Genomic DNA, 17,539 nt, shown 5'->3' on the forward strand with positions numbered 1-17,539 from the left:
AAACGTAATGGATACGAAGGACATACAGACTTCGGCTTGATTTATACTGCCATCCAGAGCCCAAAGACCCCCGGTAGCAGGCGCCGTCGCCCACATGTCCCTTCATCTAATCAACAATGTCAAAGAACCACCGACAAATGTAGGCGGCCAATCACCCTCCCTCGATACTCTCGAGGGGATGACTGTCCGTCCATTTTTGGCGACCAGGACAGCAACACCGGATCAACCGGGCCAGTCCGTCTTGGTGGAGCCGCCTATATGGAGCGTCCTCCATACGGTCAATTGGATTTTGCATTTTTTTTGCAATATTCACAAAATATTCCCGCTTTGCAGTGGGATTGCGCGCATTGTCGCGACGCGTTGCCAACGTGTTTGGCCCCAGCCGCGCGTCGCCGCCCCCCCATTTCCGGCGAATCGTCGGTATGACGCGCCACCGCGCGGTGCGAGGCCATCCTTGACGGCAATAAGCACTGCTATTATCGCCACCGCATGTCGAACAACGTCGCTTTTCTGGCAACTGATGTCGGACGCCTGTTCCGCAAACGGTTCAATGTTGCCGCACGGCAATTGGGCGTGACCGGCGCGCAATGGCGCATGCTCGCCGCGATCCGCCGCACCCCCGGCATCAACCAGGCCGCGATTGCCGCCTGGCTTGAGGTTGAGGCAATTACCGCCGGACGGATGATCGATCGACTGGAAAAGGCCGGCCTGGTCGAACGCCGTGCCGATCCGGCAGACCGCCGCACCTGGCACCTGTTCCTTACTGCGCAGGCCGATTGCCAGATGGACCGGCTGGCGGGTTTTGCCGATGGCGTGTTCGCCGAAGCCCTGACGGGATTCAGTGCGGCCGACCATGCCACGCTGCTGGCGCTGCTCGAACGGGTGCGGACCAACCTGTCGGCCAACATGCCCGACGATGTCATGCCATCCGCCCCCCACGAGCCCCTTGAAAGCATGATCCATGGCTGAAGCCGATCCGTTCCGTGCCGAAAATCCCGGTACCGCCGCCGTTGTCGCGGCGCAGGCACATGTCGCGCGCACCGAGCGGCGGCGGTGGCGGGCCATCGCGATGATTGCGGGTCCTGCGGTGCTGATCGGCGGCGCGTTGTGGTACTGGTTTGGCCATCCCGGTGAAGTCGATACCGACAACGCCTATGTAAAGCAGGACATTGTCTCGGTCGCAGCAGAAATCACCGGCCAGGTCACCTCGGTGCGGGTCCGTGAAAACCAGCATGTGCACAAAGGCGATGTGCTGTTCACGATCAACCCGGCCAATTTCGAAGCCAGCATCGAGCAGTCCGATGCGCAGATAGCCGGCGCGCAGGCACGGATCACCGCCTTGCAGGCCGATGTGCGCGCCAACACGATCGATATCGCCAGCGCGCGCGATGATCTTGCGCTGGCCGAGGCCAATTACCGGCGCGGCAAGGAATTGATGGCACGCGGGTTCAACACCCGCGCCGCCATGGACGAGGCCGAACACGCGGTGAATGCCGCGCGTGACAAAGTCGCCAGCCTGGAGGCGGCGGTAACCAAGGCGCGCGCGCAGCTGGCCACCGGCAGCCAGGTGCCCGGGCAGAACCCCGGCGTGGCGGCCGCGCGCGCTGCCCGCGCGCGCGCGGCGCTCGATCTGGCGCGGACGGTCGTGCGCGCGCCCGCCGATGGTGTGGCGACGCAGGTCACGCGCCTGCAGATTGGCCAGATGGCGTTTCCGGGCGTGCCGATGGTGTCGGTGGTCAAGGATGATGGCGCACGCGTCGAAGCCAATTTCAAGGAAACCGACCTTGGCCATATCCGCGCCGGACAACCCGCCGAGGTCACGCTCGATGCCTATCCGGGACTGGTGCTGAAGGGGCACGTCGATTCGATCGGCGCGGGCACGGGATCGGAATTTTCGGTGCTGCCCGCGCAGAACGCGACCGGCAACTGGGTCAAAGTGGTGCAGCGCGTACCGGTGCGGATCGCCATCGACAGCCACAGCGATCGCCCCTTGATCGCCGGGCTGAGTTCCAACGTCACCATCCACACCGGCAAGGACTGACGCCGCCGTGGCCCAGGCCGATCTGCCCCCGCTGATCGTGCGCAACCGCCCGCTGCTGCTGGCGGGCGTGATGGCGGCGATGATCATGCAGACGCTGGACACGACGATCGCCAACGTGGCGTTGCCGCACATGGCCGCATCGCTCGGGGCGACGCGCGATACCATCACCTGGGTGCTGACCAGCTATGTCCTGGCCTCTGCCGTGGTGCTGCCATTGGCCGGGTGGCTGGTCGATCGCGTGGGCATCCGCCGCATGCTGCTGTTTTCGGTCACGCTGTTCACGGTGTCTTCGATGCTGTGCGGCGCGGCCCAAAGCCTGGACCAGATGGTGGTGTTCCGCATCATGCAGGGGCTGGCCGGTGCGTTCCTGGCGCCGCTGGCACAGACCGTGATCCTTGACACCAGCACCACCGCCGAACGCCCGCGGATGATGTCGATCTATACCCAGGGCGTGATGCTGGGGCCGATCTCCGGGCCGATCATCGGCGGCTATCTGACCGACAATTTCAACTGGCGCTGGGTGTTCTATGTCAATCTGCCGGTGGGCATCGGCTGTTTCGCGCTGTTGTGGCTGTTCATGCCCAACACCCCGCGTCGCGAACGCAGGATCGATCTGTTCGGATGGCTGCTGATCGCAACGGCGGTGTCGGGGCTGCAACTGGTGCTTGATCGCGGGCAGGATCGCGACTGGTTCGCTTCGTCCGAGATCGTGATCGAGGCGGTGGTGGCGGCATCGTGCCTGTGGATGGCGCTGGTCCATCTGGCCACCGCGCGCACACCGCTGTTTCCCAAAGAGATCTTTCGCGATCGCAATTTCTCGATCGGGCTGGTGTTCACGTTGCTGATGGGGCTGGTGATGATGTCGGTCATGGCGCTGCTGCCCGGGCTGATGCAGCAGATCTACGGATACAGCCCGATGCAGTCGGGCCTGTTGCTGGCGCCGCGCGGGGTGGGGATGCTGCTGTCGATCACGCTGTTCGGCCGGTTCATGAACCGCGTCGACCCGCGCGTGCTGCTGGCGATGGGGCTGTGCCTGATGAGCCTGTCGCTGTGGCTGATGGCGCATTGGTCGGTCGATATGCCACGCGGGCCGATCGTGATCAGCGGCGTGATCCAGGGGGTGGGATTAAGCTTTTCGTTCATGCCGGTGAACATGATTTCGTTCGCCACGCTCAATCCGCGCCACCGCACCGATGCCTCGGGCCTGACCATGCTGTTCCGCAATGTCGGATCCTCGGTCGGGGTGGCCGGCGTGACCGTGCTGCTGGCGCGCAATGTGCAGATCAACCACGCCGAAATCGGCAGCCGCCTGCCATCTGTGGCCAGCGCCTTTCCCGGCGACATGCATTCGGCTTTTGCCCCGTTCAGTTCAATGGTGTTGGGCACGGTCGATGGCATGGTCAACCAGCAGGCGGCGATGATCGCCTATCTCGACGATTTTCTGGCGATGAGCGTGGCCTGCGTCGCGGCGATCCCGCTGCTGCTGCTGGTCAGGACCGGCACAGCGTCAAAAACCGTCGATGTGGCCGCAGCCGCGGCCGAAGCGGCGCACTGACTGTCAATCGATGTGTGCCATCATTTCGCCCAGTTGCACCGCGCCCGCCGCATGCCAACAGGGGTTGAACCGCATATCGCCTGATGCAAACAGCATGATCACGGTCGATCCCATCAGGAACCGGCCCATTTCCTGACCTTTGCGCAGGGCGACGGTATCCTGGTCATACGTCCAATGCCGCAGATGCGCGGGCCGCGGGGCATTGACGGTGCCGTGCCACACGGTGGCGATGCTGCCCACGATCGTCGCGCCGACCAGCACCATCACCATCGGGCCATGATCGGTGGCAAAATGGCACACCACGCGTTCGTTGCGCGCAAACAGGCCCGGGATCGCACGTGCACAGGCCGGACTGACCGAATAGAGATCGCCCGGCACATACGTCATCGCGACCAGCCGTCCATCGCAGGGCATGTGGATGCGATGGTAATCGCGCGGGCTGAGATAGAGATTGGCAAACCGGCCGTTGCGGTAGTGTCCTGCCCGTATGCTGTCGCCACCAAGCAGGTCAACCGTGCTGAAACCGTGCCCTTTTGCCTGATAGATCTGGCCGTCGGCAATCGCGCCGAACTGGCTGATCCGGCCATCGACCGGGCTGACCAGCGATGCCGGATCGATCGGGCGCGCGTCGCTGCGCAGCGCGCGGACGAAGAAATCGTTGAAGGAGGCATAGCCGCGCGGGTCCGACACGTCGGCCTCGGCCAGGTTGACCGCAAACCGACGTACGAACAGCCGGATCATCGCAGTGGTGATCGTGCCCAGCCGCGCGCGCGCCACACGCCCCACCGCCTCGGTCAGGGCGCGGCGCGGCAATATGGACTGCGCCAACGCGGTCAATCGATCCGACACCCTGGTATTTCCTTCAATCCGCCTCAACACTGGCCCTGCGCATAGGCGCAGCAGCGCGGGCGCGAAAGAGCGCAAGTCCGGTGTCCGGCCACAACCCGGATAAATCACAAAAAACTGCAGGCGTGATGGCCGTCACGCGCAAACGCAGAACCTGCGGCGTAATCCGGTGTGTGTCAGGCAACAGGGCCTGAACACAACATTCAGGAGACGACCAATGACCACCATTTCCACCATCGTCCGCACCGGCGCTCTGGCCGTGATCGCATCGGGTTTTGTTGCTGTGTCGACCCCGGCGCTGGCCGCCGATGCCGACGCGCTGCCGCAGGGCGAAATCAAGGTTTCGACCACCGATTTTACCTCGCAGGCCTCGGTCGACCGTCTGGTAAAGCGCCTGCACCGGCTGGCCTACACCATCTGCGCCCCCGATCATTTCGGCAACGGGGTGACCAACGACAGCGAACGCGATTGCTACAAGGCGGCGGTGCGGACCGGCATGGCCCAGATCGAAGCCAAGCGTGAAATGGCCTTGCGCGCCAGCGGTGTGCATGTCGCCACCGCCGATCCGGCAGCAAAGCCGGCCAACTGACCAGACACGGCATGTGAAAACGGGCCGGCGTCGCTCTTGTCCCGCAAAGTGTCGGCCATGGCCGCCAGTTTGCACGAGGGCGATCCCGGCCCGATCGCATGGCCGGCGTCATTGAAATTGCCACGCGTTGCTATCGGGCATAGATGTCTGATCGCCCACGCCGAAACCACCATGAGGCGATGATCCCATGCCCAGCCTTGCCGCCATCATCACCGCCGCCCGGGCAGGCAGCATCGGCTATGCCAACGCCCTGTTCGAAGCCGGTGGTTGGGGCACGCGCACCGATGATTCCGCCGCGCTGGCCACACGCGCGCGCCTGTTGAAGGATGCAGCACTGCGCGCCAGCGGGCCCGACCGGCTGATCCTGCTCAAAGATGCAGCACAGGCCTATGCCGCCGCCGACGCCTTGCGCCCCCAACCTTATACCCGCATCAACGAGGCGACGATGCGATTTCTGGCGGGGGATCGCGCGCGCGCGCGGACACTGGCGCAGGCCCTGCCCGGCTGGATGGCGGCACAACCCCGCCTTGACGAAACCGCCTATTTCATCGCTGCGACGCGGGCCGAGGCCCATTTGCTGTGCGGCGCGGTCGACCTGGCGGCACAGGCCATGCGCGAGGCATGCGCTGCCGATCCCGATGGCTGGGCCGATCGGGCGACGACCTTGCGCCAGCTGACGCTGATCTGCGATGGCCTGGGTCTGGCCCCGGACTGGCTTGATCCGTTCCGCCCACCGGTTTCGCTCAGCTATGCAGGGCACCTTGGCCTTGCCGCGGCAGACTGCGGGGATTTGCGCCAGACGATCGATCGCTGGATGGAAGACCACTCGATCGGCTTTGGCTATGGCGCCTTGGCCGCAGGCGGCGATATCGTGCTGGCAGAAGCCATTCTGGCGCGCGGAGGGGAACTGCACGTGGTCCTGCCGATCGGCGTCGAAGCCTTTGTTGCGCAGTCGGTCACGCCGTATGATCCGGCATGGTACCCCCGGTTTTACGCCTGTCTTGATGCGGCGCAATCGGTGCAGTGCGTGACATCGCTGTCGGGCGCGTATGAACCGCTGGCGACGCAGCTGGCCGCTGATGTGGCGATGGGGGCCGCCGCGCTCAACGCGCAGCGGCTGCACAGCGCGGCATGGCAATTGCTGCTGACCGACGGCGGCCCGGGCCGTTTCGGCGCTGGCCTTGGCACGCAGCGCATCGGCGAACGCTGGCGCGACAAGGGCCGTCAGCACTGCATCGTCGGCCCGCGCACGGCACCGGTGCCCGCGTCGAGCCGCGCGCCGGTGCCCGAGGGGCGCGCCGACCGGCGGCTGGCGACGATGCTGATGATCCTGTTCGACGGCCTCGATCGCTTTGACGAGGCGGGCTTTGCCGATGCAGTGGACAGCGTGATCGCGCCGTTTCGCGCCGCCTGCGCCGCGATGGCCATCCAGCCCGACCTTGCCATGCCGGTGGGCAATGCCCTGTTGGTGGCCTTTGCCGATCCCGATAAGGCCTGGGACTATGCTGTGGCGCTGCTGGCGATGCCACCGCTGGCGCTGCCCTTGCGCATTGCAGGACACCATGGCCTGGCCCACTGGCTGGATCTGCCGCCGGCGCTGGTCGGGCGCGCCACCGCCGATTGCATGGCGATTGCCACGGCCGCCATGCCCGGCGTGCTGACCGCCAGCGAAACGATGGCGTCGGCGCTGTGTATCAACCGTTCGGCCGAGATCATCGCCGAACACGTCGGCGAAGTCGGCGACACGCGGCTGTATGCGCTTTCACCGGTGTGCCGCCCCTAAAAGATCAGTTCTTCCAGCCGGTGCGGGGCCACGACGCGCAAGGCGGTTTCGTCGCGCACGATAATCCCGCGTTTTTCCAGCGCATTGATCGCGCGTGACACGGTTTCGCGGGTGCTTTGCACGTGCAGCGCAAACTGGGCCAGCACCGGCGCAGGACGGATGGTCAGATCGGTGCCGGCCTGTGCCTGGCGCAACAGTTCGGCATGAATCCGCCCGTTGGCCGACAAGGTGGCGCCTTCGACCATGCGCTGGGTAATCCGCGACAGGCGCGCCACCAGCCGCCGTGACACAGCCAGCGCGACACAGCTGTAATTGGTCATCAGGTCCAGGAACACCGCCTGGCCGAATGCGGCGGAACTGCTGCGGGTGACGGCGCCAATCTCGTGACCGGGGGCCGCAGGGTCGAACAGGTGCGCTTCACCCAAAAGATCGCCGCGCGCAAAGTCCTCGATCGCCACCAGCCGGCCATCGATCGCAAAGGCCATCATCCGCGCCTGTCCGTCAAGCAGCAGGTGAACATGATCGTGGTGGTGATCGATGCCGATGATCACACTGTGCGCCGGATGATCGCGCAACCGGGCGCGTGCCGCAATCACCGCTGCGGTTTCCGGATTGCAGGCAAAGGCTTCGCCCGTCACGATGCGGGCGGCGGTATCGGGCGGCGCATCCATGGCGCAGCTTTTAGGCGGCGTGGACAAATTCCGCAACGCCGCCGGGGCTTTTTACAGGGCCCCCCAGGGGCCGGAGCAAAAGCTGCGGGGATTTGTCCACGCCGCCTTGCACGGTTCATGCCTGCCGCCCATTGTGGTGTGATTGCCGGTTGACCCGCGCCACCGGGGGGCGTTAGCCTTGACCCTGATGAGCGAACCCGCCCCCAGCAATGCGCGCAGCACATCGCCGGGCCGAACCACGGGCACCGCACCCCCGATCCTGTCGATCGGCGTCACCGGGCATCGTGCCGCACGCCTGGACCGGCCGGACGTGGCCGATACGGTCCTTGCCACCTTGGCCCGGATCGAACAGGCCGGGCGCGCCGCTGCGCCCGATGCCCGGTTTCATCTGGTCGGTGCGCTGGCCGATGGCGCCGACAGCATGGTTGCCGAAGCAGCGCTTGAGCGCGGCTGGATGCTGTCAAGCGTATTGCCCTTTGCGCGCGAACACTATGCCGCCGATTTTGCCGACCGGCACGACCGGGCGACGTTTGACCACCTGATTGCAGCGTCGACGCGGGTGTTTGAAATTGCAGGCCCCACCCGGCCCGATGCCGCACCTGCGGCCTATGAACGCGCGGGCCGCATTGTGCTGGCCCAGGCCGATATCCTGATCGCGATATGGGATGGACAGCCGGCGCAGGGGCGCGGCGGCACCGCGCAAATCGTGGCCGAAGCGGTTGCACGCGACATTCCGGTGATCCGCCTCGATCCCGAGGCCGCCGCGCCACCGATATTGTTGTGGGATGGGCTGACCGAACATGATCTGGGCCAGCAGGATATCGAAACCGTGCCGCGCGGCGGGCTCGATCGCCTGCCACGGCTGATCGCGCAAATCCTGTTGCCCCCCGACGATCGGGGCAGGCGCGCCATGCTGGCCAACATGTCCGGTGCCCGCCCGCGCGGCACGGGCTTTGCCGTGGCCTATCCGCTGTTGCTGGCGGCAGCCGGCGTGAAACGCTGGCGCGCGGCGCCCGACCCCGCGTCGGCCGATGCGGATCTGCACGCGTGTTTCGCGCCGGTTGCAATGCGTGGCGGGGCTTTTGCCGATCGTCTGAACACGGTCCTGGCGCCGCAGTTTGTCCAGGCCGACATGATCGCGGCACAGGCTGCGCAACTGTTCCGCAGCGGCTATGTCGCCAATTTCACGCTGTCGGCCCTTGCCGTGATCCTGACCCTGATCAGCCTGGCGCTGCCGATCGCGGCAAAGCCGGTGATGGTGACGCTGGAACTGGCCACGATCGGCGCCGTGCTGACGCTGACACGCACCGGCAATCGCAGCGGATGGCATCATCGCTGGCTTGACAACCGCAATCTGGCCGAAGGTTTGCGCTGCCTGGCCATTGCTGCGCAAGTCGGGCTGGGTCCGATGTCGGGGCGCAGCGATCCCGCCGCCAGCCCCGACTGGGTACGCCATGTGCTGCGCCAGACCGCGCGCGAATGCGGATTGCCCGATGCGCGGATCGATCAGGCCTGGTTGGCCGATGTGCGCAACGGGCTGGTCCACCTGATCGACGGACAGATCGCCTATCTGGCCAAGGAGGCAGGCCGCATGCACCGGCTGGAACACCGCCTGCATCTGGCCGGAACCGCGCTGTTTGCCGCCACGGCGATCGCCTGCATCGTGGCCATGGCGGTCGAGGCGCTGTTGGCGATCACGCGCAGCGAACTGTCCGAATCCACCGCGCACGTGTTTCTGGTCGGCATGACGATGATCACCGCCGGCCTTCCCGCGCTGGGTGCCGCGATTTATGGCATACGCATGCAGGGCGAATTTGCCAGCGTGGCCGAACGCGCGCACGAAACGCACGACCGCATGCAGGCACTGCGCCACACGCTGGACGAAGACGACCTGGCGTTCGACACGTTGCAGCGCCGGATCGCACATCTGACCGCCCTGCTGACCACCGACACGGCCGACTGGCACCGCACCCACCATGCGCGGCCGCTGGCCCTGCCCGGCTGAAACCGGGCCTGCGCCCGATCACCTGCAACACGCGAATTTTTTTCACCCATCGCGGCAAACAGGTCATTTGTCGTGGCCCTGGTCGCCCGATAAGCACGGCAGCATCACACGAAAGGCTGCCTGTTCGATGACATCACGCCGCATTGCCATCACCGCCGGCGCCTCGGGCATCGGACGCGCGCTGGCCGAGGGGTTTCTGGCGCTGGGGTATGACGTGCACCTGTGCGATGCCGACGCGGCAGCGATTGACGCGGTGGCACAGGCGCATCCGGCGCTCCACACCACTTTGGCCGATGTCAGCAGCCACGACGACATGGTGCGGTTTTTCGACAGCATCGGCGATACGCTGGATGTGCTGATCAACAATGCCGGGATTTCGGGGCCAACCGGGCGGTGCGAGGATATTGCGCCGGCCGACTTTGCCCGCACGATCGACGTCAATCTGAACGGTGCGTTCCTGGCCACGCGGCTGGCCATCCCGCGCCTGCGCCGGGGCGATCAGGCCACGATCATCACCCTGTCGTCCAATGCCGGACTGTTCGGTTGCCCGTTGCGCAGCCCGTATGTGGCCAGCAAATGGGCGCTGATCGGTCTGACCAAGACCTGGGCGATGGAACTGGGCCCGGACGGCATCACGGTCAACGCGATCTGCCCGGCCAGCGTCGAAGGACCGCGCATACGCGGGGTGATCGACCGCGATGCGGCCGCGCGCGGGCTGACCCACGATCAGGTGGCCAACGAATACCAGCGGCAAAGCTCGATGCGCCGGTTCATCCAGCCCGACGAGATCGTCGCGCTGGCCCTGTATCTTGCCGGGCCTGCCGCTCGCAACATTTCGGGCCAGGCGCTGGCCGTCGATGGCCATACCGAGGGGCTGTGGCTGGATCTGGAGCCGGTATCATGAAAGCAGTCTGGTACGACGCAGTCGGCCCTGCAGCACAAGTCCTGCGCTTTGGCGAGCGGCCGGAACCATGGCCGCAGGCAGGCGAAGTGCGCGTGCGGCTGGCCACGTCGGGGGTCAATCCGTCGGACGTAAAAAACCGCAGCGGCGCACGCGGGCCGATGACGCTGCCGTTTCAGATCCCCCATTCCGACGGCGCGGGTGTGATCGATGCGGTTGGCACGGGCGTTCCGGGCGCGCGTGTCGGCACGCGGGTCTATGTGTGGAACGCGGCATGGCGCAGGTCGCTGGGCACGGCAGCGCAATTCGTGTGCCTGCCTGCCGACCAGGCCGTCGCCCTGCCCGATGCGATGGATTTTGCCGGTGCCGCCTGCCTTGGCATTCCGGCGATGACTGCCGCCCACGCGCTGTTTTGCGATGGTGACATCGCAGGGCAGACCGTGTTTGTAACAGGCGGTGCCGGCGCGGTGGGCGAACTGGCGATCCAGTTGGCGCGCTGGGCCGGAGCGCGGGTGGTCGCCACTGTCAGCAATGCGGCCAAGGCCGAAGTGGCGCGCGCGGCAGGCGCGCATCACGTGATCGATTATCGCAGCGAAGACGTGGTAGAAGCTGTGCGCGGCCATATCGGCAGTGCCGGTGTCGACCGCGTGATCGAGGTCGAATTCGGCGGCAACCTGCCCATCACCACCCGGATCATCCGCCCCGGCGCGGTCATCGCGACCTATGGATCGATGGCGGTGCCCACGCCCGAACTGCCGTTCTATCCGCTGATGTTTGCCAATGCCACGGTGCGCATGTTGCTGGTTTATCTGCTGGGGCCAGCCGACCGCGCGCGCGCGGTCGAACGCCTGGCTGCGGCGATGGAGGCCGGCGCGCTGAACCCGCGCATAGCGCTGCGCGTGCCGCTGAAAGACACCGCCAGGGCGCATGACGCTGTGGAAAGCGGATCGCTAATCGGAAACACCGTTATCGATATCGGCTGATGGCGCGCAATTTTCCTCCTTTGGCCAGCCTGCGCGCGTTCGAGGCGGCGGCAAGGCACCAGTCGTTCAAGCTGGCGGCGGCTGAATTGCACGTATCGCCTTCGGCCATTTCGCATCAGGTCAAACATCTGGAACAGGTGCTGGGCATGGCGCTGTTCCGGCGCAGCGCCCGGTCGATCGCGCTGACGCCTGCGGGAGAAAAATACTTTCCCTACCTTAAGGATGCATTCGACCACATCTGGGCCGGCACGCGCGCGGTCCGCACCGGCCAACGCAGCGACGTGTTGTCGGTGCAGACCTATTCGACGATCGCGGTGCGCTGGCTGATTCCCAGGCTGGGTGCGTTTCGGCAGCGTCATCCCGGGATTGATCTGCGCGTGATCACCACCCAGGTTGATCCCGATTTCGATGACGACAGCATTGATTTGGCCCTGATGATCGGCTGGCCAGCAAACCCGCTGCTGCACAATGTCTATCTGTTTTCGCCCACACTGTTTCCGGTGGCGAGCCCGCAACTGGCCGCAGCAATCGAACGGCCTGATCAACTGGCGCAAACAACGATCCTGCAGGTACATCCCTCAGCCTCAGATTGGCGGCAGTGGCTGGCGGCGCATCGCGTCACTGGCATTGACCTCGATGGGGGGCTGCACTTCGACAGTTATGACCACGCACTGAAAATGGCGGCGCGCGGATTTGGCGCGGCGATTGCAATGCAACCTTATGCGGCCGAAGACCTGGCTGATGGCGCGCTGGTGCCGCTGTTCCCCGACTGCGAGGTGCCAGCCGGCGGGGTGTGGTACATCAGCCATATCGACAACCGGATGAAGTCCGCCAGCGCCGGCGCGTTTGTCCGATGGCTGGTCGAACAGGTCGAACACGATCCGGATCTGGCACCGCGGCGCGACCCCGGGCTGGTGCGCGAATTTGCCCCGCGCCAAGCATGAATCAAGCTAACCCACGGGAGTGAAAATCTCGTTTGTGCCAAACGGCACGCTTGCGCGACACTTTGGCCATGATCACGCTCGAACCTTTGCTGTCGTTCACCAATCCGATCACCGTCCAGGCGATCGGCCGCACACCGTTCGGCACTCGCACGACGTATGTGATCGGCGAAGGCCAATTCACCGGCGCACGGTTGCGCGGGCGGATCCTGCCCGGCGGGGGTGACTGGATGCTCGAAGGCGCAGACGGCCTGTGCCGGCTTGACGTGCGCAAGACGTTTGAGACCGATGACGGAGCGCTGATCGATGTCCGCTATATCGGGCTTTATCAGGTCAGCGACGCGGTGAATGCTTGTCTGGCCAGTGGTGGGTCATGCCAGTTTGGCGACACCCTGTTCCAGGTGCAGGCGCAGTTTGAAACGAGTGACACGCGCTACGCCTGGCTGAACCGTACCGTGGCCGTGGGCGAAGGCCGCGAAACCGCCGAGGGGGTGGTCTATCAGTTGTATGCGCTGGAACATGCTCAGCCCTGATCCAGCACGGGCGGGTCGAACGCGCGCACCGGCGGGGGCAGTTCGGTCAGCCGACGGATATCCACCAGGCACGAATGCGCGCTGCACCCCTGCGACAGCGATGAAGCCCCGCGATCGAGCGTCAGAACATTGGGATTGCCGTGCCGGTCAAGCATGCCGTCGGGATCGTGCCACGCCCCGGTCGACAGCCGCACCACGCCCGGCATGATCGCCGGGTTCAGCACCGCGCCCGCCAGGCAACGCCCGCGGTCGTTGAACAGTTCGACCACCTCGCCATCGGCAATGCCGCGCATCGCTGCATCGTCGGGGTGGATATGGACGCCTTCGCGCCCCTGCACTTTGCCGGCGCGGCTCCATGGCGATGGGTCAAGCTGGCTGTGCAGGCGGCGCGCGGGCTGATCGGAAATCAGGTGCAGCGGATAACGCTGCGCCAGCGGCGCGCCCAGCCATTCGAACGGTTCGCGCCACGCCGCATGGCCCGGGCAATCGTCAAGCGCAAACCCGGCAATACGTTCGGAAAAGATTTCGATCCGCCCCGACGGCGTGCCCAGCGGATGCGCCACGGGATCGGCGCGAAACGCGCCGTGCATGTCATGCGGCGCATCGTGGACCGACAGGTCGATCAGCCCTGCCTGCCAGAACGCATCGAATTCGGGCAGGTCGATGCCGATGGCCGCCACACGCGCGCGGTTTTCGGCATAGATATGCTGCAACCATTCCATTTCGCCGCGGCCTTCGTCAAAGGCCCGACGCGCGCCCAGCCGTTCGGCAATGGTGGCCAGGATATCGCCATCGTTGCGCGCCTGGTCCTGCGGGGCCATCGCGGCCTTCATCGCGATCACATGGCCTTCGCGCGTGGCAAAGCCGATGTCATTGCGTTCCAGCGCGATCGTGGCGGGCAGCACGATATCGGCATGGCGCGCCGCCGCCGTCCAGTATGGTTCCTGGACAATGATCGTTTCGGGCCGGGCCCAGGCGCGGCGCAGGCGATTGAGATCCTGGTGGTGGTGGAACGGATTGCCACCGGCCCAGTGCACCAGGCGGATATCGGGATAATGATAATGCCCGCCGTTGTACCGGAACGGGCCCCCGGGGTTCAGCAGCATGTCGGCCAGCCGCGCCACCGGAATAAAATCGGCCACCGCATTGCGTCCCTGCGGCAGGACGGGGCCCGGGAGTTTCACATGGCTGCTGCCCATCGTGTTCATCGGCCCATAGCCGATGGCATAGCCGCCACCGGGCAATCCGATCTGCCCCAGCATCGCCGCAAGCGTGATCAGCGCCCAGAACGGTTGTTCGCCATGCGCCGCGCGTTGCAGTGCCCAGGCCGCCGACAGCATCGTGCGATGCGACAGCATGGCGTCGGCCAGCATGCGGATCGTCGCCGGATCGACCCCGGTGATCGGCGCGGCCCATTCGGGCGTCTTGGCCACGCCGTCGGTCGTGCCCAGCAAATAGGGCACAAACCGGTCGAACCCGACGGTGTGGCTGTCGATGAAACCGCGATCGAACCGCGCATCGTGCAACACCGTGTGGGCCAGCGCCAGCATCAACGCGGTATCGGTGTTGGGGCGCAGGCGGATCCATTCGACGCAATCGCCCGCCTCGCAATTGTCGCCCACCGGGCCGATGTTGATGATCCTGACGCCGGCGCGGACCAGCCCCTGCAACCCGGCGCGTGCGCGATGGCGCCCGGCCCCGCTTGACGCGACTTGCGTGTTTTTCAACGGCACCCCGCCAAATGCGACAAACAGCGTGCAGGCCTGCGCCAGCCGGTCCCAGCTGGTGTGCGATGCGATCGCGCTGTCCATGTCGGCGGCGATATGCGGCATCAGCACCCGGCCCGCGCCCAGGCTGTAGCTGTCGACGCTGCGCACATAGCCGCCGATGGTGTTGTAGAACCGGTGCAGCTGGCTTTGCGCGTGATGGAACCGTCCGGCACTGGCCCAGCCATACGACCCGGCAAAAATCGCCCGGTTGCCAAAGCTTTCGCGCACCCGCGCGATTTCGCCTGCAACCAGCTGGCACGCGACATCCCAGTCGACTTCGACAAACCCGTCCTGCCCGCGCCCTTCGCGCGTGCGCGTCTCAAGCCAGCCGCGCCGCACCGCCGGACGCGCCACGCGCAATCGCCGCACCGCGGGATCAAGCTGATCCAGGCCGATGCGGGTCGGATCGGGATCGTCGGACAAGGCGCGCAAGACCGGATCCTGCCCGGGATTGCCGGTCACCTCGTAAATGCCCCAGTGGGCTGCGGAATAGCTGCGCGTGGTCACCGTGGGCAGTGTTGCGCTTTTTTTCCGGCTTGAGAACCCAAATCCGCGCGCCGGTTGCGGCATCGGGCGCACACTGCCATAGCCGGCCGCCCGCCCCCCTTTGCAAGAGTTCATTCCCCCATGCCTGCCCCAGGTTCGATCGGCATCGATTTCGGCACGACCAATTCGGTGGTCGCGCGCGCCGATGCCACAGGCGCGGTCAACCTGGTCGATTTCGCCACGCCCGACGGCCCGGCGCAGGTGTTCCGTTCGGCGCTGTGTTTCTGGCAGGACGAGGCCGTGCGCCATGGGCTGGCCAATGCAGCCGGGCCCTGGGCAATTGCCGAATTCCTGGATTTTCCATCGGGCTCGCGGTTTATCCAGTCGTTCAAGTCGGTCGCGGCCAACCCCGCATTCGAACATGCGACGCTGTTTGAAAAGCGCCTGCGGTTTGAAGAACTGGGCCGGATTTTTCTGAATCATTTGCAGACCAAGGGCGGGGCGCCCTTGCGCGATCTGCCCGAACGCGTGGTGGTGGGGCGCCCGGTGCGTTTTGTCGGATCGCGGCCCGATGCGGCGCTGGCGCGCACACGGTATGACGCAATGTTTGCAGCGCTTGGCCGGCAGGTTCACTATGTCTACGAACCACTGGGCGCCGCTTTCAGCTTCGCCGCGCGGCTGACCGATCCGGCAGTGCTGCTGGTGGCCGATTTCGGCGGTGGCACCAGCGATTTTTCGATCGTGCGCGTGGCCGCACCCGGCGCGGCGCAACGCTGCGAACCGCTTGGTGCGGCGGGCATCGGCATCGCCGGGGACCGCTTTGACTATCGCATCATGGATCAACTGGTCCTGCCGATGCTGGGCAAAGGTGGTACGTATCGGTCGTTCGACAAAGTGCTGGAAATCCCGCCGGGGCACTTTGCCGATTTTGGCGACTGGTCGCGCCTGGCCATGCTGCGCAATCGCCGCACGCGCGAGGCGCTGGCTCGGCTGCAGCACAGCGCCACCGATCCCGCCGCGATCGGGCGAATGATCGCGGTGGTCGAAAACGAACTGGGCCACGGCCTTTATGAAGCGGTGGGCGGCCTGAAACGCGCGCTGTCATCGCACGACCACGCCCATTTCACGTTTCGCGGCGAAGGCCTGGCGATCGACGCCGACGTCAGCCGTGCCCAGTTCGAAAGCTGGATCGCGCCCGATCTCGACCGCATCGCCCAAACGGTCGATGCGGCACTGGCCGATGCGGGCCTTGCCCCTGATGCCATCGACCATGTGTTTCTGACCGGGGGATCGTCATTGATCCCGGCGGTGCGCGATCTGTTCGTGCGGCGCTTTGGCGAGGGGCGGATTGCCGACGGCGGCGAACTGACCTCGATCGCGCATGGCCTGGCGCTGATCGGGCAGGCAGGCGACATGCAGCAATGGGCCGCACCCGACACTGTCGCGTAACCGATGGCGCGGCGACATGGGTGGTTGTCCACGCAAAAAATCGCACGCGTCATCTATTTGCACTGCCAACCGGCGCGTTTCCTGTGGCATGCATGCACCATGCGGGTGCTTTTGCAGATTCCCACGGCGGCGCTGACCCTTTGCGGTGCGGCTGCGGCGCTGGCCATGGCAGGCCCGGCGCACGCCGATGTCATGGCGATCGATGCAAACGGGCCGCAATGGATCAGCGGTGGCCCGGCCCACGCCCCCACCGCACCCATGCTGCCCCCGCGTTTGACCACGGTGCCCGCACAATGGCGCACCACGATCGATGCGCTGGCCGCGCGCTATGACCTTGCCCCGGCAATGATCGAGGCGTTGATCTGGCAGGAAAGCCGCTGGCACGTGAATGCCGTTTCGCCAAAGGGCGCGCGCGGCCTGGCCCAGCTGATGCCGCAGACCGCGCGTGCAATGGGCGCCGATCCCGACAATCCGGTGCAGAATGTCACCGCGGGTGCGCGCTATCTGCGGCGGTTGATCGACAGCTTTCACGGCAATCTGGAACTCGCGCTGGCGGCCTACAATGCCGGGCCGGGCCGGGTTGCCCGCGCCGGCGGCGTGCCGCCGATTGCCGAAACCCGCGCCTATGTGGCCGCCATCATGGCGCGCCTGGCCCAAGGGTCCACTGACAGGAGATGATTGCGATGCCCCGCCCCGCCGCGTTTGGCCTGATTGTCGCCCTTGCCCTTGCGCCCGGTCATGCGCTGGCGCAGGCCGCCACCGATCCGCAAGGGTCGGGGCCGATCCTGGCCGCGCTGCTGTGGCTGCAGGGCACGCTGATGGGCAATGTCGCAACCGCCGTGGCGGTCATGGCGGTGGCCGCCTGCGGGTTGATGATGCTCACCGGCCGGCTGAACTGGCGCATGGGCGTTACCGTGATCGTGGGCTGCTTCGTGCTGTTCGGCGCGGCGGCAATCGTGTCCGGTATCCGGCAGGCGGCGGGATAAC

The 17,539-nt window shown here is 65.7% G+C and carries 16 protein-coding genes; 13 read left to right on the forward strand and 3 right to left on the reverse strand.

All coding sequences use genetic code 11. The features are described from left to right. Nucleotides 1-489 precede the first annotated feature (489 nt). The 3 genes from G404_RS19390 to G404_RS19395 are packed head-to-tail and all read left to right on the forward strand — an operon-like array spanning nt 490 to nt 3,596. The gene (locus tag G404_RS19390) at nt 490-969 is read left to right on the forward strand and encodes a MarR family winged helix-turn-helix transcriptional regulator (protein WP_051280840.1); all 480 of its coding nucleotides are present in this window, start codon (nt 490-492) and stop codon (nt 967-969) included. Continuing rightward, nucleotides 962-2,041 (forward strand): HlyD family secretion protein, encoded by a 1,080-nt coding sequence (locus G404_RS0115865; protein ID WP_028641954.1) that lies wholly within the window; start codon nt 962-964, stop codon nt 2,039-2,041. The genes G404_RS19390 and G404_RS0115865 overlap by 8 nt, the downstream gene beginning before the upstream one ends. Before the next feature lie 7 nt (nt 2,042-2,048). Further along, nucleotides 2,049-3,596: a DHA2 family efflux MFS transporter permease subunit gene (locus G404_RS19395; protein ID WP_051280842.1), complete on the forward strand. Its 1,548-nt coding sequence runs from the start codon at nt 2,049-2,051 to the stop codon at nt 3,594-3,596. A gap of 3 nt (nt 3,597-3,599) precedes the next feature. On the opposite strand, the gene asd is transcribed toward G404_RS19395, so the two are convergent. Then, nucleotides 3,600-4,424, reverse strand: coding sequence for an archaetidylserine decarboxylase (gene asd, locus G404_RS0115875; protein ID WP_028641955.1), 825 nt, complete (start codon nt 4,422-4,424; stop codon nt 3,600-3,602). 235 nt (nt 4,425-4,659) lie between these two features. Between asd and G404_RS0115880 the strand changes: the two genes are divergently transcribed. Together G404_RS0115880 and G404_RS19935 are read left to right on the forward strand one after the other, a co-directional pair. Beyond that, nucleotides 4,660-5,031, forward strand: a complete 372-nt coding sequence (locus tag G404_RS0115880) for a UrcA family protein (protein WP_028641956.1) — start codon at nt 4,660-4,662, stop codon at nt 5,029-5,031. A 187-nt stretch (nt 5,032-5,218) separates the two neighbouring features. Beyond that, a complete protein-coding gene (locus tag G404_RS19935) occupies nt 5,219-6,814 on the forward strand; it encodes a hypothetical protein (RefSeq protein WP_051280844.1) in 1,596 nt (531 codons plus the stop codon). Here G404_RS19935 and G404_RS0115890 read toward each other — a convergent pair. Next, on the reverse strand, nt 6,811-7,485 hold the full coding sequence (locus G404_RS0115890; protein ID WP_028641957.1) for a Crp/Fnr family transcriptional regulator: 675 nt from the start codon (nt 7,483-7,485) through the stop codon (nt 6,811-6,813). The two genes, G404_RS19935 and G404_RS0115890, sit on opposite strands and share 4 nt — an antisense overlap. A 187-nt stretch (nt 7,486-7,672) precedes the next feature. On the opposite strand from G404_RS0115890, the gene G404_RS19940 reads away from it, so the two are divergent. From G404_RS19940 to G404_RS0115915, 5 genes are all read left to right on the forward strand, one after another. Then, complete coding sequence (locus G404_RS19940; RefSeq protein WP_156906335.1) at nt 7,673-9,490, forward strand: hypothetical protein; 1,818 nt, start codon at nt 7,673-7,675, stop codon at nt 9,488-9,490. Nucleotides 9,491-9,617: 127 nt separating this feature from the next. After that, nucleotides 9,618-10,394, forward strand: coding sequence for an SDR family oxidoreductase (locus tag G404_RS0115900; protein WP_028641958.1), 777 nt, complete (start codon nt 9,618-9,620; stop codon nt 10,392-10,394). Beyond that, entirely contained in the window at nt 10,391-11,374 is a 984-nt protein-coding gene (locus G404_RS0115905; protein WP_028641959.1) for an NADPH:quinone reductase, read from the forward strand. The genes G404_RS0115900 and G404_RS0115905 overlap by 4 nt, the downstream gene beginning before the upstream one ends. Beyond that, a complete protein-coding gene (locus tag G404_RS19410; RefSeq protein ID WP_051280847.1) occupies nt 11,374-12,318 on the forward strand; it encodes a LysR substrate-binding domain-containing protein in 945 nt (314 codons plus the stop codon). The genes G404_RS0115905 and G404_RS19410 overlap by 1 nt, the downstream gene beginning before the upstream one ends. A gap of 68 nt (nt 12,319-12,386) precedes the next feature. Next, nucleotides 12,387-12,848: a DUF3237 domain-containing protein gene (locus tag G404_RS0115915; RefSeq protein ID WP_051280849.1), complete on the forward strand. Its 462-nt coding sequence runs from the start codon at nt 12,387-12,389 to the stop codon at nt 12,846-12,848. On the opposite strand, the gene G404_RS0115920 is transcribed toward G404_RS0115915, so the two are convergent. After that, nucleotides 12,839-15,124: a molybdopterin-dependent oxidoreductase gene (locus G404_RS0115920; protein ID WP_028641961.1), complete on the reverse strand. Its 2,286-nt coding sequence runs from the start codon at nt 15,122-15,124 to the stop codon at nt 12,839-12,841. The two genes, G404_RS0115915 and G404_RS0115920, sit on opposite strands and share 10 nt — an antisense overlap. 120 nt (nt 15,125-15,244) lie before the next feature. On the opposite strand from G404_RS0115920, the gene G404_RS0115925 reads away from it, so the two are divergent. The 3 genes from G404_RS0115925 (at nt 15,245) to G404_RS0115935 (ending at nt 17,538) form a co-directional block, all read left to right on the forward strand. Continuing rightward, nucleotides 15,245-16,552: an Hsp70 family protein gene (locus G404_RS0115925; protein WP_028641962.1), complete on the forward strand. Its 1,308-nt coding sequence runs from the start codon at nt 15,245-15,247 to the stop codon at nt 16,550-16,552. A 99-nt stretch (nt 16,553-16,651) separates the two neighbouring features. Then, the gene (locus G404_RS0115930) at nt 16,652-17,230 is read left to right on the forward strand and encodes a lytic transglycosylase domain-containing protein (RefSeq protein ID WP_245584560.1); all 579 of its coding nucleotides are present in this window, start codon (nt 16,652-16,654) and stop codon (nt 17,228-17,230) included. A 5-nt stretch (nt 17,231-17,235) separates the two neighbouring features. Next, complete coding sequence (locus tag G404_RS0115935) at nt 17,236-17,538, forward strand: TrbC/VirB2 family protein (RefSeq protein WP_036521760.1); 303 nt, start codon at nt 17,236-17,238, stop codon at nt 17,536-17,538. Nucleotide 17,539 lies beyond the last annotated feature (1 nt).

This window comes from Novosphingobium acidiphilum DSM 19966 (assembly GCF_000429005.1).
GTDB lineage: Bacteria > Pseudomonadota > Alphaproteobacteria > Sphingomonadales > Sphingomonadaceae > Novosphingobium > Novosphingobium acidiphilum.

Bases quoted from the DNA above. Each gene is read 5' to 3' on its own strand.
- G404_RS19390 (WP_051280840.1), top strand. From the start codon at position 490: ATGTCGAACAACGTCGCTTTTCTGGCAACTGATGTCGGACGCCTGTTC.
- G404_RS0115865 (WP_028641954.1), top strand. From the start codon at position 962: ATGGCTGAAGCCGATCCGTTCCGTGCCGAAAATCCCGGTACCGCCGCC.
- G404_RS0115880 (WP_028641956.1), top strand. From the start codon at position 4,660: ATGACCACCATTTCCACCATCGTCCGCACCGGCGCTCTGGCCGTGATC.
- G404_RS19935 (WP_051280844.1), top strand. From the start codon at position 5,219: ATGCCCAGCCTTGCCGCCATCATCACCGCCGCCCGGGCAGGCAGCATC.
- G404_RS0115890 (WP_028641957.1), bottom strand. From the start codon at position 7,485: ATGGATGCGCCGCCCGATACCGCCGCCCGCATCGTGACGGGCGAAGCC.
- G404_RS19940 (WP_156906335.1), top strand. From the start codon at position 7,673: ATGAGCGAACCCGCCCCCAGCAATGCGCGCAGCACATCGCCGGGCCGA.
- G404_RS0115900 (WP_028641958.1), top strand. From the start codon at position 9,618: ATGACATCACGCCGCATTGCCATCACCGCCGGCGCCTCGGGCATCGGA.
- G404_RS0115905 (WP_028641959.1), top strand. From the start codon at position 10,391: ATGAAAGCAGTCTGGTACGACGCAGTCGGCCCTGCAGCACAAGTCCTG.
- G404_RS19410 (WP_051280847.1), top strand. From the start codon at position 11,374: ATGGCGCGCAATTTTCCTCCTTTGGCCAGCCTGCGCGCGTTCGAGGCG.
- G404_RS0115915 (WP_051280849.1), top strand. From the start codon at position 12,387: ATGATCACGCTCGAACCTTTGCTGTCGTTCACCAATCCGATCACCGTC.
- G404_RS0115925 (WP_028641962.1), top strand. From the start codon at position 15,245: ATGCCTGCCCCAGGTTCGATCGGCATCGATTTCGGCACGACCAATTCG.
- G404_RS0115930 (WP_245584560.1), top strand. From the start codon at position 16,652: ATGCGGGTGCTTTTGCAGATTCCCACGGCGGCGCTGACCCTTTGCGGT.
- G404_RS0115935 (WP_036521760.1), top strand. From the start codon at position 17,236: ATGCCCCGCCCCGCCGCGTTTGGCCTGATTGTCGCCCTTGCCCTTGCG.